Source organism: Acinetobacter colistiniresistens, from assembly GCF_000413935.1.
GTDB classification, from domain to species: Bacteria; Pseudomonadota; Gammaproteobacteria; order Pseudomonadales; family Moraxellaceae; genus Acinetobacter; species Acinetobacter colistiniresistens.
In genome coordinates, this window is the sequence record NZ_KE340380.1 from 593781 (window position 1) to 611618 (window position 17838).

Genomic DNA, 17838 nt, shown 5'->3' on the forward strand with positions numbered 1-17838 from the left:
TTATAAAGTTCTAGTTTAAATTTTAACGTGACAAATAACGGGTCATGTCTTCAATGCCTTTCAAGGTCATTGGAAACATATGATTTTCAAAAATCTCTTTAATCCAGTTAATAGTCTGAGTGTAATGCCAATAGCTTTCTACTTCAGGGTTCAACCAAGCGGTTTTGTCAAAGTGCTGACGTAAACGTCTAAGCCACACTTCACCCGACTCTTCATTCATATATTCGACTGAACCACCCGCAGACTTTAGCTCATATGGCGCCATACTGGCATCACCGACCACAATGACCCGATAATCACGTCCATAAGTATGGAACAGATCCCAAGTATTCATACGTGTTGAACTACGGCGATGGTTATCCTTCCATACATAATCGTATAAACAGTTGTGAAAATAGAAGTATTCGAGGGTTTTAAACTCTGATTTGGCCGCACTGAATAGCTTTTCACACTCAGCAATATAAGCATCCATTGAGCCGCCAACATCAAACAGCATCAACACTTTAATGCGGTTACGACGTTCTGGAACCAACTGTACATCCAAAATGCCTTGTTTTGCCGTCTCACGAATGGTGCCATCGACATCAAGCTCTTCAGCAGCACCTTGGCGTGCAAACTTACGCAAACGACGTAAGGCAATTTGCATCTGACGGGTTCCCAAAACCTGATCATCATCCAGATTTTGGTATTTACGTTGTTCCCAAACTTTAACCGCCGAACGTTTACGCCCTGGGCCGCCAATACGCACACCTTCAGGGTGATCACCAAACGCGCCAAAAGGTGACGTTCCCCCAGTGCCAATCATACGATTGCCGCCCTGATGCTTTTTATGCTGTTCACGTAAGCGTTCTTCCAGCATTTTCATCAGCTCTTCGAGAGAACCCGCTTTTTGTAGCTCAGCACGTTGTTCAGGCGTAAGATGTTTTTCTAATAGTTCAAGATCAAACCAATCTTTCGGTAATTTGTGAACTTGCTTTAGCAGCTCATCCAAGTCAAAAGTTTCAATACCATCAAAATAATCTTTCATGGCGCGATCGAACTTGTCAAAAAAGCGTTCATCTTTGACTAAAATTGTTTTAGCCAATTGATAGAACTCTTCCTGATCTGCAAACACAAGACCTGAAGCTACCGCCTGATTAAGATCAATGAGCTCACGTGTTGTCACAGGTACGCCATATTTGCGTAAGGTGTAAAACAGTCGCACAAACATTTGTAAACACTCTTAACGGCGTGACATAAAGGCTAAACGTTCAAGCAATTGCACATCTTGTTCATTCTTAATCAATGCACCATATAATGGTGGAATCGCTTTTGATTTATCGTGATTGCGCAATACATCTTCAGGCATATCATCGGCCATCAACAGACTTAACCAATCAATCAATTCAGACGTTGAAGGCGGTTTCTTTAAATTTGGAATTTCGCGCAATTTAAAGAAGACCTGCAATGCTTCGCTAACCAAGGTATTAGAAATACTTGGGAAATGCACTGCAATGATATCGCGCATGGTCGCTTCATCTGGGAACTCGATATAATGGAAGAAACAACGACGCAAGAATGCATCTGGAAGTTCCTTCTCATTATTTGAGGTAATAATCACGATTGGGCGTTGTGTCGCGGTAATGGTCTCACCTGTCTCATAAACATAAAACGACATTTTGTCGAGTTCATGCAATAAGTCATTTGGAAACTCAATATCCGCCTTGTCGATTTCATCAATCAACAATACACAACGCTCTTCGCTGGTAAATGCTTCCCACAATTTACCGGGTTTAATATAGTTCTTAATGTCGTAGACACGATCATCACCTAACTGGCTATCACGCAAACGTGAAACAGCATCATATTCATACAGACCTTGCTGCGCTTTGGTGGTTGATTTGATATGCCAAGTAATCAGCTTCAAACCCAAACTTTCAGCTACCTGCTCCGCAAGTAATGTTTTTCCCGTTCCAGGCTCACCTTTCACCAATAATGGTTTTTGTAAGGCACGAGCAGCTTTCACTGCCAGCTTTAGGCTATCGGTCGCAATATATTGATCTGTACCAGTAAAGTGTTGTGTATCAGCAGACATTTAAAAACCTTATTTTTCTATATTTAACGTTGTATCTAAACTGAACGTGCAGTTTTATTTGCAGTGTATTTTGACCAGCAGAAACCGATCAATAACCCCGTACCAATGACAAATAAAATCAATGATAAGTTTGACCAGATTAAGACATGCTCTTTAGTAAGTACACCAAAAAGCAAACCAAAAATCGCTGGTGCTAAGGCCGAGTTTGGACCTTCTGAAATAGTTGGTGTTGCAAGAACGGCAAAAGCCACAATCCAGAGGATGCCACCAATTGGATTCGGTAGGCGTGACATCAAACGATACCAGCACCATAATGCAATTAATGTCCCTGTAACATAAACAATGATCGCAACATTTTCTTCAGGAAACTGATCCAGTACTGAAAGGATGTTCGACCAAATCGCTGTTAAAGTCTCAAGCACCGCGTAAGCCCTCAGGTTCTACCGCGTTTGGATTGATTAACCCTTCTGGTGGCATCTGAATAAAAAAGCCCTTGGTATTTAGGGAATCTAAAACATGTAAAACGTTAGCACGTGCAAGTTTACGCTCATTATGAAGTTCTAGATGCATAACAAAGGTCGCTTTGCCGAATGCTTGTAAAACTGTTTCTGGAACACCTTCAAATGGGTTTTCTTGTTCCTTGTCATCAGGATAATTTGGACGAGCAATGTACATATACATTTCATCTTTTTTGCTCGATCTATAAATATCGCAGTGCATATTGACTCACATCTATTAACAATCAAACACAGCATACATGAAAATAAAAATGGATACATTAAGGATTGTTAACGCTGGAGTCGTGTTTTGCAGTCTTTATCTCCCAAGCACAAGATCAAAGGATAAAACAACACATCAAATTAAAAAAAGAGCGAATCATTGATTCACTCTCTTATGTTTATTGTGCAATTTTCATTTGTGTAGCGAGATATTCAATATCTTCTCGCAACAACGTAATCAATGGTCGCGTAATTAAGTCATAACGCCATCCCATCAAATAATTAGGTAAGCTCTGCTCGTCCAGATGAAAGACCACATGCTCATAAATGGCATTCATCCATTTCTTACGCAATAACACTTCTTTCGGTATACCAGTTTTTAGTACCACACTTTCAATTAAAGCATCGATTTTTGGTGCAACCTCTTTAGAGTTACTCTTGACTGGTTTTGCCATACGTAATGGCCACTCATCTTCCGGCGGCAAAAACTTAAGGAGGTCCAAGATGGTTTTACCATGTTCACGTACAATGTGAGGTCTGATGTCTTTAATCCGCGCCAACTGAAAATTATTTCTCGGATTCTTTTCCACGAGATCAATCATCGTCGAATTTCTAAGAATAAAACTACGTGGCTGATTCAGTGCCTTGGTAATCTGCTCTCGCCAAATGCTGAGCTGCTGTAACTGCATCAACTCACGACGCGAATGACGGTAATTCCCAATATCGGTATACAATTCTGCCAGCGGAGTTTCCATGGCAATCTCTTTGGTGAGATTTTGACAATCTTCCAATACGTATTGATACAGCCCTTTTGCTTTTAGATCTGTTTTCAGTGCATCTGCAAGTTTACTTAAATAGATCACATCATTTGCCGCATAGCACATCTGCTCTTGCGTCAAAGGCCGAGCAAGCCAGTCTGAACGGGTCTGATCTTTTTCAATCTCAATATTCAAACAGGTTTTAAGCGCATTCTGATAACTGACTTGAAGCCCATGTCCGAGAAATGCCAACGCAATTTGCGTATCAAATACATTATTTAGTGGTTTTTGGTCGGCATAATGATAGATCAGATCAATATCTTCGCCACAGGCATGAAAAATATTCTGTTGAGCCGCAAAAATCTTTGGCCAAAAATTACTGAGATCCAATGCTGCACCATCAAGTAATAAAATTTGACCATTTAAATTAATTTGGCAGACACCAAGTTTAGGATATAAGGTATCAACCTTGATAAACTCGGTATCAAGGGCGTAGACAGAACACTGTTCCATCTGCTTGAGGAGAACAGCTAAATCTTGTTGCTGTTGGATAAACTGAAACATGTGTGCTCAAGTAAAATAATAAAAAACCATGTGCAATAAAACTGCCTAATGCCAGTCATTGCTCAACTGAAAAATACAAAAAATTAATTGGTATTCCACATACACGACATGAAATCACTCCTCTATCCATTTCATCAAAAAACGAAAATCCTTTTCGCTTGATAATAGTGCCACAAATCACAATAAATTGATCTACGATAATGTTAGACAAAATGTAAAATTTAATTATTTGTTTAAATTAACAGCATGAATTTAATATAAATATAAAAAAATGCGAATGAAGCCTATTATTTCATTCGCATACGGTTATGTACAGCCTGACTTAAAGTATGGCTATCGACATATTCCAGCTCACCGCCTTGAGGTACGCCCTGTGCAATGCGGGTCATATGAATCGGCAAATGTTTAGTGGCTTCAACCAGATAGTGTGCTGTCGCTTGCCCTTCTACGGTGGCATTGGTTGCCAAAATCACCTCTTGAATCTGTCCTGCACTGAGACGTTGAATTAGATATGGAATACCAATCTCTTCTGGACCAATTCCATCCAGGGGTGATAAATGCCCACCAAGAACATGATATTTTCCGCGAAAACTACCGCTCTGTTCAATCGCCATTACATCAGCAGGAGATTCAACCACACACAGCAGTTGTTCATCACGCTCTGCGGAAGCACAGATATCACAGATTTCATTTTCGGTGAGCGAGTGACAAATACGACACTCATGAATATGGCTCGATGCTTCATGTAGGGCATGTGACAAAGCAAATGCACCTTCACGGTTTTTCATTAATAAATGCAATGCCATACGCTGTGCTGATTTTGGGCCAACACTCGGTAATATACGTAATGCTTGAACTAATTGTTCAAATCGTTCACTAAACACAAATCAACTCTCATAATCTCCCCTAACCCCTCTTTATTAAAGAGGGGTTACTCCTCCCTTTAAAAAAAGGGAGGCTGGGAGGGATTTAAAATAAACCAGATAAGCCTGGTGGTAAGCCCATGCCTGAATTTGCACCTTGTAATTTCTCTTCAGAAATCACTTCAGCTTGACGAGCTGCATCATTCATTGCCGCAGCAATCAAATCTTCAATCATGTCAGCTTCGTCTTGTAACAAGTCTGGGCTAATTTCGATACGCTTCACCACATTGCGGCAAGTCATCGTCACTTTAACTAAACCACCACCTGCTTCAGCATGAACTTCAGTGTTTGCAAGCTCTTCTTTGGCTTTTTTAAGATTTGATTCCATATCTTTTTGCATGCGCTGAGCTTGCTGCATGAGCATATTAATGTTCATAAGTCTCTCTCGTTAAATTAAATCTAAACCGCGTGATATGTCGCGAATAATATCATCAATGTCTTCTAAACCAACAGACACACGAATCAAACCTTCTTCAATTCCTGCAGCTTGTTTAGCTTCAGCCGACATTCTACCATGTGAGGTCGTTGCTGGATGTGTAATTGTTGACTTAACGTCACCTAGATTACTGGTAATCGACAAGAAACGTGTGTTATCAATCACCGTCCAAGCACCTTGTCGCTCACCTTTCACCACAAAAGATACAACACCACCAAAGCCTTTTTGCTGTTTTTTCGCAAGCGCATGGCCTGGATGATCAGGTAAACCTGCGTAATACACTTTTTCAACTTTTTCGTGCTGATGTAGCCATTCCGCCAATTTTTGAGCACTTTCACAATGGGCTTTCATACGAATGCTAAGCGTCTCTAAGCCTTTCAAGAAAATCCATGCATTAAATGGACTCATCGAATTACCTAAAGTACGGATCACACCATTTACTTCCTCAAGCAAGTCATGTTTTCCAACAACAGCACCACCCAATGCACGACCTTGGCCATCAATATATTTGGTTGCTGAATAAAGCACTAAATCTGCACCAAACTTAATCGGCTGTTGTAATACCGGTGTACAGAAACAGTTATCCACTGCAAACAGCGCCCCATTGGCATGTGCAATATCGGCAATCGCCTGCATATCACCCACTTGGGCCAATGGATTAGACGGTGTTTCGATAAATAAAATACGTGTATTTGGACGAATGGCTTGTTTCCAGCCTTCTAAATCACCCAAATCCACAAAGGTCACTTCGACTGCAAATTTTGCAACGTATTTTTCAAATAAGGCAATGATTGAACCAAATACCGCACGAGAGCAAATCACATGGTCGCCAGCTTTTAAATAGGCCATACACATGGCATGTACCGCTGCCATACCTGAACTGGTTGCAACCGCACGCTCTGCGCCATCCAATACAGCCAAACGTTTTTCAAAAGCCTGCACTGTTGGATTGGTATAGCGTGAATAAGTGTTACCTGCGATTTGTCCTGAGAATTTTGCTGCAGCATCAGCCGCACTTTCACACACAAATGATGAGGTCAGGAAGATTGGTTCACTATGCTCACCTTCAGAGGTACGATCATGCCCTGTGCGAATTGCCAGTGTTTCTAATTGGTATTCTAAATCATCGCTTGGATTCATCGTTCTGTATGCCTTATGATCATAATGATTAAATGTGCCAATATTTTGAGCGCCTAAGGTCTTTAAGGTCAAGGCATAAGATGAAATTATCGCTTAGACTTCGTGCAATCTTGACTCATGATGAGACTTTATAAGATGAAATCGCTTGTGGAACAGCAAAAAATAAATTTTAAACATCTGGCTATGCGTGTCTTCGATGCCGACAAACTGGTTTTGTCTCAATCCACGCCATATCAAGTGATTGCTCAATTTAAACAGACCTGTGTGCGTTTCTACGCTTCTGAGAATAAACGCTATAAAGAGCCATTGGTATTTGTTGCCCCTTTGGCGATCAACATGGATATCTACGACCTTTATCCTTATCGCTCATTGATCAAGCACTTTCAGGAAAGCGGTTTTGATGTTTACCTGATTGACTGGGGTAAACTCACCTACAAGAATTATCAAATCAACTTTCTATCTTTTATTGATAAGTTTATTCCTAGATGTCTAGAAGCCATTCAGCAACACTCCAAATCTGAAAAAATTTCGCTGCATGGTTGGAGTATGGCTGGAATATTCGTGACGCTTTATACCGCACGTCATCAGCCGAGTATCGTGAAAAATCTGGTGGTCTTAGGCAGCCCAATCGACAGCTATGCTTCAGGATATATTGGCAAGTTGTACAAAACCTTAGCTTATCTCACCACACGAAATTCAACTATTAAGGAATATATTTATAACCGTTTACCTAAACGAATGATCCACTCTTCTGGCTTTCTGAACTCGCTTGGATTTAAGCTGCTTGACCCTAAAGGCTGGATTGATGGCAATATCCAACTTTTAAAAAACTTGGATAATCTAAAGCTCGTGCAAGAAGATGCCACACTCAGTCACTTCTTAAATAATATGATTGATTACCCGGGTGGCGTGAATCAAGACATGCTATTTAATGTTTGGCTGCAAAATCCGTTAAAAAATGGTGCAATTCAACTCAAGAACAAAACCATCGAGCTAAAAAATATTAATTGTTCTCTTTTAGTTGGTGCAGGAAAAGGTGACCAACTTGTGACTGCTGAATCTGCATTTCCGTTGACCCTGTTGACAAGTAGCCAAGATGTCACGTTTACTCTTATCCCTGGTGGACATTTAGGTTTAATGTCCAGTCAAAACAGTTCAATCGAGTTCTGGCCAACACTGACAACATGGTTAGCCGAACGGTCGACACAGATAAAAAGGTAAACTATGACTCAATCTGTTGCATTTATTGGTTTAGGCGCTATGGGCTATCGTATGGCGGCGCATTTGCCTAAGTATTTCGAGAAGGTCTATGTCTGGAATCGAAATTTTAGTAAAGCTGAACAGCATGCAACAGAATATGGGACTACAGCCGTTGAACTTGCACAAGCAGTTCAGGCTGATGTTATATTTTCATGCCTACCCACCAGTGATGATGTTGAGAAACTCATCGAAGATGTTTCAATTAAATCAGGTGCCATCTGGATTGACTGTACCAGTGGTGTACCCGAGACAGCTCGCCGTTTGGCAGAGAAACTCAAAGTACAAAATATCGATTTTCTAGATGCACCTGTAAGTGGTCAAACTGTTGGCGCAGAAAATGCGACCTTAACTGTGATGGTTGGCGGGGATGTTAATGCCTTTGAACGTGCCTATCCAGCAATGGCGGCAGTTGGAAAGCTGATTCAACATGTGGGTGAATCTGGTGCTGGTTTTGCGGTAAAAGCCATTAATAATATGTTGCTTGCTGTGAATTTATGGTCTGTTGCTGAAGGCTTTAGTACTTTAAAAGCACATGGTGTCAATCTGGATGCAGCACTGAACTGTATTAATGCATCGAGTGGTAAAAGTCTGGTGACAGAAACGATTTTTCCGCAACGTGTATTGAGTCGAGAGTTCCCCGTAACTTTTGGACTTCCATTGCTTGCAAAAGATACAGGTATCGCCCTTGATTTAGTCAAGGATGCAAAACTTCCTGCACCAATCCTGTCTTTAACACAAAGCTTGATTCAGGCGGCGAATTTAACCGCTGAAGCAGATAGTGACTTCTCCGCAGCAGTGAAAATGTATGAATCGTGGACTAAAATCACGCTGAAATAAGAAAGTTCTCGTGTAAAAATTCTTTTGCCAATATGAAAGCCGCTCTATTGAGTGGTTTTTTAATATATCGAACCATATCTAGATTATTTTTTATATAAATCAGCATAAAAATCCACTTCACTCACCGATGCGCAAATCCTAATTTCATCACCCAATGACCACTCTGCTGCTCTGGCTGCCATAGCAGCAGGTACCCCCTCCGATCCCGGCCCTGCGGGTACATCATACGTCGCATGCGCATCATGTGCTAACAACACATCATAACCTAGTGCAAAAGCTTCACGTGCAGTCGCAGCCACACACATTTCGGACAGCACACCGCATATTATTAAAGACTTAACTTTTAGTTCGTTCAGAATTTTCTGGAGTGATGTTCCATCAAAACCATTGTCCTCATATTTTCGTACGACAAACTCATTAGACAGCGGAGGAAAATATAATACCCAACCTGTTTGAAATGGTTCATCTGTAGCCCCTTCGTCCCCATCATTCTGCAGAAAAATCACTGGCACATGAGCAGATCTTGCTTTAGCAAGTAAAATACTGATGGATGCAATCAACTGTTCTGATTCAGGTACAGCATCTATACCTGACACAAAAGCATTTTGCACATCCACGACAATCAATGCGTCGACCACATGAAGTTTGGTTGAAATAGTGATCTCCTTATGCTCTGAAAGCAACTTAACATATTGGCTTTAAGTATTTATTCTTCGCTTCCATTTTAAAGACCTTCCAGTTACAGACTAAATAAACACCAAATCCTCTGTAAACTCTTTGGGTCCCTTTCTACTCTATAGCGATTCCATATTTTAGCGAAGATTCCCCCTAGTGTAGAAAAATAGAGAACAGCATAGAGCTGCCCGCAATCAAAAGCATCGCATCAAGCATAAGGCTAAAGCTTCGATCAGACATTTTTAATACAAAGGTTTTACCAATATAATTACCAATGATTAAAGAGGTGCCCACTGCAACCCCAGCAATTAAGATATTTTGCTGTAAAACACCTAATGCACCGAAAGTTATACTCTTTGTCAAATAGAAAGCAAAAGATGCTGCTGCCTCAGTTGCTAAAAGTGCTCCTTTTATCAGACCAAATCCATTAAAAATTGGTAGCAATAAAGGTCCTGTAGAAAACACAATACCCGTAATGTATCCGAGTACCCCACCAGCAACCACCATTTGCCAAGCATTCAAAGTAAAATTGCGATGCTTTGCATAATGCCGTATCGGGATAAGAAATAAGAAAAATAGACCAATACATAGATTAGAGAGAAATGGAGACATGACCCAAAGTGTATTTGCGCCAAGTACAGTTGCTGGAATACCGAGACTGACAAATAATAGAAAAGCTTTGATATTGAGTTCTTTACGCCACATCACAACACGAGAAATATTTCCCATAATAGAGGCAATTGCCATAATTGGCACTGCAAGCTTCGCCCCAAAAATATAGGCTAAAATAGGCAATAAAATGATCGATGATCCTGTACCGACAATGCCGCTAATCAAGCCCGAAAGAACGCCAATCAAGGCAAGTGCAACATAGATCATAGGATAAAACACAAAGATAATTGTCTTGATTCTATAATATTTTAGCCGTTAAATTAAACTGCTTGGTTAACCTTCACTCTCTATTGATTGCTTATTTCCTGCCACAAAATAAATTAAATGAGATCACAAATACTGATAAAAAAACCTCCCGAAGGAGGCCCAGCTTAAAGCGTTGTTCCACAAATATCAGTCGTACTTGGAGCATAGGTTAATCCCATTTTATTTTTATCGGTAACTAACTCACCAGAGATCGTTTGACCAATATTGGGATCATTATTTTTAACGTACATTGTATAGCCCGAGGTCAAAAAACTGAGTTTACTCGGTATCCCATTAAAAGAAGTAATATACCCTTTATTGATCCCATTAATGTTTAAGCCAATTTGTTTCGTATTTTGATTAATAAACATCCCTATTCTCAACCCTGGTATAGAAGATATTGCAATCGGATATATATTTGTTGTGTCATTACCGCCATTCATATCACTGAAATTAACTTTGATATAACTCCCCGATACTGAATCATTAATCACATAAATATTAGCTAACTTTAGTGCATTCGCTGTATCTGTAAGGATAATATTGTAGCCAATTGCTATAAAAGTATTACTTGTGACAAGCGTATCCGAAAAATTATTAATTAAAAATTCAAAAGCAATTTGCCCGCTTGGCGCTATATTCTTATCTCCAACTAAAATTTGATTATTTATTGCCATTTGTTGTGCTGTATTGGCACTAGCTGCAAAAAACATTTTTACATTATAGGTATCCAACTTATTGCTAGTAACTTGGAATGCACTTCTTTGACCTGTGACAGTTGGAAACTTTAAATTTGGAATAGTTGTTGGCATAGCTGAAATTTGCGCTGCGGTTGCGTCTAAATCATAACGACAAGCGCCCGACGCACTCCCGATCGAAAGCAAACTACCCAATATGACTGTTGATAATTTTTTCATTTTTATAATTTCCTATTAAATTATATTACCACAGATGTCTCGAGAGCCTAATGGGTATGCTAATGTAATATCTTTACTATCTGTAATAAGCGTACCTGTTACATTTTGACCTACAACTGTTGCCCCAATAGGCACTTCAATATCTGCTCGCGGTAAAATTGAAATTTTTTCTATTTTCCTATCAAAGCTAAACAAATACCCTTTATTAATACCATTTAAGTTAAAACCAATTTGATTACCATCCTGATTTATATAGAAACCAAGTTTAAAATTATTAGATATAGGTAATGTTACAGGATATGAAAAACTCGCAATATTACTATTTTTAAAGTTAAGGAAATTAAGATTCAATATAGAGTTTTGTCCAAATGAAGGATCGTTGACATTATCCAAAGTTGCATTAATCACAATATTCTGAATAGGGCTATCTTGAGCTCCAGCGTAAATAATTAAACCACTCTTTATTACTTGACGTTCATCTCCAGTTAATTGAGGAATAAAGTTATTTAGTTGATACTCAAAGACTGATACACCAGATTGGGGCATAACTTTATCACCGAAAACCGTAGCTTGTGGATTCGATGGAAAATTCAATAATTTTTGTACACCTAAATTTGAACCTGAAAGAAAAATATATTTACCCGCAAAAGCAGCTATTGTTTGAGAACTTTGCTGTGTGGTTATATTTACTGATGAAAATTTTTGAGAGATATTAGGTTGTATTTGTGCTAATTGAGCATTTGTAGCATCAAGGATATAGCTACAAGCAGCAGATGCATTCCCAATTGAAATTAAACAAAAAATTACAGTGGTTGATAATTTTTTCATTTTTATATCGTCCCTTTAAATTGTATTTCCGCAGATGTCCTTAGCGCCAGTCGGATATGTTAGTTGCATATTTGAATGGTCGGTAATGAGCTGTAACCCCACACTTTTACCAATCAAAAGTGAGCCTGTATTATTGTTTTGATTGATACCTGCTGAATAACCCAGTGAAGTAATAGCATTTTGAAGATTAATATTTAAATAACCGTAATTGATACCATTTATGATATAGCCGACTTGCTGAGTAGATTGATTTATATAAATTCCGACTTTAATTTTCCCATCAGCTGGAATTGTAATTTTATGGGTCTTTCGCTCTACTTCTTTTAATGTTGTAAAACCATTTCCATCGGGCTTAAGAGAACCACCTGTGACATGAATATAATCACCATCTGCATATACCGTCGTATTATTATATTTCCCATATACGATATCTAAACCAAGTTCTAATTTCTGTTGAGATGACCCCATTAAACTATAACCAAACTCATAAGAATCTTTAACTGTTCCCATATCTATGTTTAAACTAGTTATATCGATAATGGATTCTAAGCCAACAATACCAGTCGTACTTACAGGTTTATCGATAAATGGTAGGTTCGAAGGTACCCGATCAGTAAAAGGATATTGGGCTTTAAAGTTTGCTAATTTTTTTGATGTAGCATAATGATCGACAGGAATATTACTTAGAAGAGTTATTGAACCACTTACTTTTTGATTAACTTGATTTATATTTGGAATCAATTCGAATGATCTTGGATAATTAGGAAATCTGCTATTACTACTTGTTTGCCAACTCTTTATATCTTGTAAACTGGCATCTAAATCATAGCTACAAGCCGCAAAAGTGCTTCCTGTAAGCATTACACTAATAATGGTCCCTAGTACTATCTTTTTCATTTATTTACTCACTCATTTTTATAATTGAAAAAACAGTATACATTCTTAATTAAATAAGTGATTAAAAACAGATAAATGGAAATAATTAAAATTATGAGGAAAATACCAATAAAAAACCCATGCCTGAGCATGGGTCCACCTTATAGGCTGTGAAACTACACAGTCCCTACATATCTATAAATAGTACCATCTTTTGGATTTTCAAAAAGTAAATCAATATTAGGTAAAAGGATTTCACCCTCAACTTCAATATGTTCAATACGCTTAAAGAAGGGAATTTCTTGATCATTGACAACTTTTACTCTAGCTGTCGCGATCTTTTCAGCCTCAAATTGATCCTTTACTTTAATTTTTATATTGTTCATAAAAAACTCCTCTTTTTAAATTTTAAATACAGCAGCAAAACGAAAATTTAGAACGATGAAATTGCTGAATAAGCCAGCGGCATCGCAAAGAAAGTTAAAATAAATGCTGCCGAGCGTTGTAAATTGCGTTGATTCAGCCAAGAGATTTTGTTTGAAATTAAAATAGATCCAAATGCAATCCATAAAAAAGCAATCGGTGTAATCAAAGCCAGGAATGTACCCATATGAACAATGTATTCATGCAGGTTAAGCCAAGCAGTGTGTGGAAAAATGGCTGAAGCGAATAATAAAGCTTTAGGATTCAGTAAAGTTGCAACAAATAAAGCCTTAGACGTAATCAAAGGTTGGCTCAAATCCAGTTGTTTTGTAGAAGTAATCCACAATTTAACTGCCAAATAGATAATAAAAGTTGCACTGAGTAGTTTGATTAACGGGGGCAGCCAAGGCACATAGTGTGAAACAGACTCGAGTAAAAAGCCCCATGTTGTAATGGCAATGAAATAACCAATCACCTCCGCAGGGATCAATTTCAATGAACGTTTAATACCTGTCTGGATTCCAGACGAAGCCAATAATGTATTCGTTGGACCAGGTGTTAGCAAGATCGTAATGATCAAACCAATAAACAGAAATGACACCATAGACAAATACCTTTGCTAAGTTTCGCAAACGCAATATGGCAAAATAAATCAGTAGTTGTCGACAAAATGGTTGTAACGAAAAATATTCTGTTTATTTTTTTATATTTAAAATCAAGATATTACCGCTTAATAAGTTTAACTAATAATTTAATATATCTTTTAAAAATTTGTGATAAAAATCACATTTATCCAATAATTCCATGTAGATAGCATCATATAAGTTCACGTAATGAGATGATGATTGATCAAAATTCAGCGCTAAAGTTTAAGTAAAAAATTTACAGCAACATCACCTTCCAAATGTGAAAAATAATGATTAACTGCCCTTCTCTTTTTATACTTTAACGGGTTATCAAAAGAACATGATTTACGAAAGCTGAAGTTCCAGTTACAGACTCAAGTATACAAACTATTGTTTTTTCTATAACAACAATTCAACCTTAAAAATGAGCAAAACTGATGAAGTCTGTAAGACTTTTATACGTAAGCAAAATTAAGAATATTGACTCAAACTTAAAAATAGATTTGATTAAGATCCTCGATGAGGCTGTGGATTTTAATTATCGTAACGATATCAGAGGTGTTTTATATTATGGTCATGGCTATTTTGTACAATGCTTAGAAGGTCAAAAAAACATCGTTGATGATTTGTTTTATAACAAAATTGTGAAAGATGAACGACATATCAATTGCGAGATTCTCTATTACACCGAATGCGAGAATCAATTTTTTTCACAATGGTCAATGAAGTTTTCACCTATTAATCAGAACATTTCAGATTTTTTCATGAAATACCATTTAGAAGAATTTAACCCTTATCTGCTAACAGCTGAAACAGTCGAGAAATTTGTTTCTGTTTTGGCTGGAGAACCTGAATATGATGTAAAAGCTTATGTTTCGTAAATGAATGAGCTTTTTATTCATGATAATGATCTAAAAAGGTATCTGTCTTAAAGGTACCTTTTTACCAACTGGAATAAAATTTAACAAAAAGAAATTGAAGTAACTGCTTAACAGTGCTTATATATCTAACGAAGAGGACGACCTCTTTATTCAAATTTCAAGCTTTAGGACGACCTAAATATTAATAAAATGAGGTGTCGAAATGGCTTGGGCTTATCTAATTTTAGCTGGTATTTTTGAAATTGTGTGGGCATATTCCATGAAAATGTCCGACGGTTTTACCAAGCTTACGCCTAGCATCGTTACTATTGTCTTTATGATTTTAAGCTTCGGTTTGTTAGCCGTTGCGATGAAAACCCTCCCATTGGGCACTGCCTATACGATTTGGGTAGGAATTGGCGCTGTCGGTGCATTTCTAATTGGGATTTTCTTCTTACATGAACCCATGGGATTCTTACGCCTTTTAGCAGCAGCTTCCATCATATTCGGCGTAGTACTGATGAAAGTGACTACAAACTAATTCTGAATAAGGGAAATGTTTATTTCCTCTATCAAAAGACCATCTGCATAGATGGCCTTTTATACTCAATAATAAGCAAAATTATTTGGTAGCTAGAAATAGTACAGCATTTTGTCTACTACTGTTTTCAGCCGCGGCATAGAATGCCCTATTGGTTTTATTATAGTAGATAATTCCACTTACGGTCTGACCTGCCATATAACATTGAGAATATCCAAATAATAGATCCAATTTAAAATACGCTGCACCAGGAATGGTTGTTGCCTTACCGGTAAAGGTACAGCCACTTATTCCACGTCCAGAAATCTCACCATTACTCGCGATTGAAACAGTTGCTTTTTCTACACCCTGTACAATTGCCGAAGTACCATTATAAGTACCAACGATATCAGATAGCTTCGCTGAAGATTCGCTCAAGCTTGCATCATACGTAGTATTAAAAGTGACTTGGTTAATTCCCGAATAAGCGATCGTTCCATTTAGACTTTTTTTAGTTTCAGCATTGGCCATAATTGAGGTATTAGAACTGGTTGCTCCAGCAAAATAGTAGTCTTTACCATTGGTCGTTTGTGCTACTTTACCTGTCACTTTTAAATCGCCACTAATAAAACCTGAGACTACATTTTGGTATGGTGGTGTATATAAAAACCAAAATTTATTGTTCTTTTCAATAATTCCAGTAACGCTCTGCCCCTGATTCGTCGAACCAGAATAAACACCTTGGATTTCAGCATTATTAGAACCGCCATTACCATTATTATCTTTATCTATTGGTACATAAGTGGAGTCACTACCACCACCGCACCCAGTCAAACCTAACCCTAAAAACCCTATAAATACCAATTTTTTCATGAATTTACCACTTGTTATAAATTAGGGCTTTCTTATAGCAAATTGATCACCCTTTGTCACATATAAAAATAAAAATCTACCGATATATGTGGAATTTAGCTGGTATTTTTCATCTATTGTACGCAATTAAAAAGCCCACTCTAATGAGTGGGCTTCCCCTTAATTCTTTTGCGCTGAACGAAGGTTATTGTTGTTTAGTTATTATCAAACAACAGGCTAAATATAGATAAAAGTGTGACGTGAATCAACAAAATTATGCTTATTTTGATAAAATTTTAAAGCTCAGCTACACAATAGGCCTACTGATCATACAAATCAGAACGTAGAACAAAGCTTTATTTGTTCTTGCTGAATAAGCGATCAAGAACAATTACCATGTCAGGAAGCTTGGTTCTCAAGAGATGACTGATTCATACAGTACTTATATTTCTCTTCTTTGTTTTCAATTCCAGCGGTATGAATACACGAACAAAAGTGCAAGACATCGTTATGCTTGATGCGTTCAGGTACATCAACTCCATAGCACTGAGTATCAATCTCACTGAGTCTAGGCACCATAATCCGCTTACCTGAATAAAAGGGATAGCCTAACCCAGCAACTACAATGATGATCAGTATAAAAATCGGAAAGTTGTTTTTAATGTTTCTTAGCATCTTGTTTGATTCATCGTAGATTTTTATTAAAATTATATAAATTTCAATTAATTATAAATATATTTTAAATTACTCGCAATCAAAAAAAACAGGAATTTCCTTCTGTGTAAGTATTCACTCTAATGGCCTTACAGGATCAAGCGTTTCTTAGCGTATATTATTTTCTCACCATTGAACTAGTGGCTTTCCCCTCAAAGGCTGAAGCGTTAATCGGTAAGTATTCAAGTTGATTTAGATAAGTCCATAGTCAATCGAACTCTATGTTCCCAAACAACGTTGATATTTGGATTGTTAATTCCGAAACTCGACAAAATACAGTCCATAGCAACATTTACAATTTAATTTGTTAAAATGCATATGAGTGAAATTAAGGCATAAATAAATGTTAAAAAAGAGCAAAATAGTGTAAAACCAAGTCAGATAATACAAAAGAAAATTACTTATAATTATTTGTTTTATATAAAATTATAAAAAAGCAATTGATATATAAGGTTTTTCAATATTATATGGATGAATTATGGAGTAAAATTACACTCCTACCATACAGTTTCATTGAAATTTCATTAATAAACCTTATATTGGTATATACGTAGCGATCAAATGCCCTATATCTACAGCTTTGATTTATACTTTTTTAATTAGAGGAACACCTCATGAATAAATTAATGGTTGCAGTTTTTGCTGGCTTAATCACCCTAACAGGTTTTAGTGTACAAGCTGCAACACCAGAACAAGAATGTAAAAAGTTACAGGATGACTATAACCTGATCTATGCTTCTAAAGGATTCTGTTTCAAAGATGCAGATGCTAAGGCAAAGTTTGGTAATGAAAATTGCCATACCACAAAGCCAAAGTTCTCTGACAAAGAGCAACAACGTCTTGATGAAATCAAAGCACGTCAAAAAGAGCTTAATTGCAAATAAAGAAAGCTCTCTGAAGGATTAAGCTTCCCTATTC

The 17838-nt window shown here is 37.5% G+C and carries 22 protein-coding genes; 5 read left to right on the forward strand and 17 right to left on the reverse strand.

The features are described from left to right. Nucleotides 1-22: 22 nt before the first annotated feature. From F907_RS07365 to F907_RS07330, 8 genes are all read right to left on the reverse strand, one after another. Nucleotides 23-1210, reverse strand: coding sequence for a vWA domain-containing protein (locus F907_RS07365; protein ID WP_016652442.1), 1188 nt, complete (start codon nt 1208-1210; stop codon nt 23-25). Nucleotides 1211-1222: 12 nt separating this feature from the next. Then, nucleotides 1223-2074, reverse strand: coding sequence for an AAA family ATPase (locus F907_RS07360; protein ID WP_005275455.1), 852 nt, complete (start codon nt 2072-2074; stop codon nt 1223-1225). A 35-nt stretch (nt 2075-2109) separates the two neighbouring features. Next, a complete protein-coding gene (locus F907_RS07355) occupies nt 2110-2496 on the reverse strand; it encodes a hypothetical protein (RefSeq protein ID WP_004772126.1) in 387 nt (128 codons plus the stop codon). Then, nucleotides 2489-2794, reverse strand: coding sequence for a YcgL domain-containing protein (locus tag F907_RS07350; protein ID WP_004653415.1), 306 nt, complete (start codon nt 2792-2794; stop codon nt 2489-2491). Before F907_RS07350 ends, F907_RS07355 begins: the two co-directional genes overlap by 8 nt. A 178-nt stretch (nt 2795-2972) precedes the next feature. Continuing rightward, on the reverse strand, nt 2973-4115 hold the full coding sequence (locus F907_RS07345) for a ribonuclease D (RefSeq protein ID WP_016652443.1): 1143 nt from the start codon (nt 4113-4115) through the stop codon (nt 2973-2975). A gap of 287 nt (nt 4116-4402) precedes the next feature. Beyond that, nucleotides 4403-4999, reverse strand: a complete 597-nt coding sequence (gene recR, locus F907_RS07340) for a recombination mediator RecR (RefSeq protein WP_005241464.1) — start codon at nt 4997-4999, stop codon at nt 4403-4405. Nucleotides 5000-5084: 85 nt separating this feature from the next. Further along, the gene (locus F907_RS07335) at nt 5085-5414 is read right to left on the reverse strand and encodes a YbaB/EbfC family nucleoid-associated protein (RefSeq protein ID WP_016652444.1); all 330 of its coding nucleotides are present in this window, start codon (nt 5412-5414) and stop codon (nt 5085-5087) included. A 12-nt stretch (nt 5415-5426) separates the two neighbouring features. Beyond that, nucleotides 5427-6614 (reverse strand): O-succinylhomoserine sulfhydrylase, encoded by a 1188-nt coding sequence (locus F907_RS07330; protein WP_005275448.1) that lies wholly within the window; start codon nt 6612-6614, stop codon nt 5427-5429. A gap of 135 nt (nt 6615-6749) precedes the next feature. On the opposite strand from F907_RS07330, the gene F907_RS07325 reads away from it, so the two are divergent. Continuing rightward, nucleotides 6750-7835, forward strand: a complete 1086-nt coding sequence (locus F907_RS07325; protein WP_016652445.1) for an alpha/beta fold hydrolase — start codon at nt 6750-6752, stop codon at nt 7833-7835. A gap of 3 nt (nt 7836-7838) precedes the next feature. Then, entirely contained in the window at nt 7839-8711 is an 873-nt protein-coding gene (locus F907_RS07320; RefSeq protein WP_016652446.1) for an NAD(P)-dependent oxidoreductase, read from the forward strand. A gap of 83 nt (nt 8712-8794) precedes the next feature. Here the strand turns inward: F907_RS07320 and F907_RS07315 are convergent, their stop codons facing one another. The 7 genes from F907_RS07315 to F907_RS07290 form a co-directional block, all read right to left on the reverse strand. Next, entirely contained in the window at nt 8795-9394 is a 600-nt protein-coding gene (locus F907_RS07315; protein WP_016652447.1) for an isochorismatase family protein, read from the reverse strand. A gap of 145 nt (nt 9395-9539) precedes the next feature. Beyond that, a complete protein-coding gene (locus tag F907_RS07310; RefSeq protein ID WP_016652448.1) occupies nt 9540-10265 on the reverse strand; it encodes a sulfite exporter TauE/SafE family protein in 726 nt (241 codons plus the stop codon). 164 nt (nt 10266-10429) lie between these two features. After that, complete coding sequence (locus F907_RS07305) at nt 10430-11221, reverse strand: DUF4882 family protein (RefSeq protein WP_016652449.1); 792 nt, start codon at nt 11219-11221, stop codon at nt 10430-10432. A gap of 15 nt (nt 11222-11236) precedes the next feature. Beyond that, nucleotides 11237-12049 carry a DUF4882 family protein gene (locus tag F907_RS0118055; protein WP_016652450.1) on the reverse strand — a complete coding sequence of 271 codons (813 nt, stop codon included), beginning with the start codon at nt 12047-12049 and terminating at the stop codon, nt 11237-11239. Nucleotides 12050-12064: 15 nt separating this feature from the next. Continuing rightward, nucleotides 12065-12946 carry a DUF4882 family protein gene (locus tag F907_RS07300; protein WP_005270549.1) on the reverse strand — a complete coding sequence of 294 codons (882 nt, stop codon included), beginning with the start codon at nt 12944-12946 and terminating at the stop codon, nt 12065-12067. Between the two features lie 155 nt (nt 12947-13101). Further along, nucleotides 13102-13311 carry a hypothetical protein gene (locus tag F907_RS07295; protein ID WP_005270551.1) on the reverse strand — a complete coding sequence of 70 codons (210 nt, stop codon included), beginning with the start codon at nt 13309-13311 and terminating at the stop codon, nt 13102-13104. A 47-nt stretch (nt 13312-13358) separates the two neighbouring features. Next, nucleotides 13359-13952 carry a LysE family translocator gene (locus F907_RS07290; protein WP_016652451.1) on the reverse strand — a complete coding sequence of 198 codons (594 nt, stop codon included), beginning with the start codon at nt 13950-13952 and terminating at the stop codon, nt 13359-13361. 459 nt (nt 13953-14411) lie between these two features. Between F907_RS07290 and F907_RS07285 the strand changes: the two genes are divergently transcribed. Together F907_RS07285 and F907_RS07280 are read left to right on the forward strand one after the other, a co-directional pair. Further along, nucleotides 14412-14855 (forward strand): BLUF domain-containing protein, encoded by a 444-nt coding sequence (locus tag F907_RS07285; RefSeq protein WP_016652452.1) that lies wholly within the window; start codon nt 14412-14414, stop codon nt 14853-14855. Between the two features lie 202 nt (nt 14856-15057). Beyond that, entirely contained in the window at nt 15058-15375 is a 318-nt protein-coding gene (locus F907_RS07280) for a DMT family transporter (protein WP_016652453.1), read from the forward strand. 81 nt (nt 15376-15456) lie between these two features. On the opposite strand, the gene F907_RS07275 is transcribed toward F907_RS07280, so the two are convergent. Both F907_RS07275 and F907_RS19470 read right to left on the reverse strand, forming a co-directional pair. Continuing rightward, the gene (locus tag F907_RS07275; RefSeq protein ID WP_016652454.1) at nt 15457-16227 is read right to left on the reverse strand and encodes a hypothetical protein; all 771 of its coding nucleotides are present in this window, start codon (nt 16225-16227) and stop codon (nt 15457-15459) included. A gap of 378 nt (nt 16228-16605) precedes the next feature. Beyond that, entirely contained in the window at nt 16606-16881 is a 276-nt protein-coding gene (locus F907_RS19470; protein WP_016652455.1) for a hypothetical protein, read from the reverse strand. Nucleotides 16882-17534: 653 nt separating this feature from the next. Between F907_RS19470 and F907_RS07265 the strand changes: the two genes are divergently transcribed. Then, entirely contained in the window at nt 17535-17804 is a 270-nt protein-coding gene (locus F907_RS07265) for a YARHG domain-containing protein (RefSeq protein ID WP_005270562.1), read from the forward strand. Nucleotides 17805-17838 lie beyond the last annotated feature (34 nt).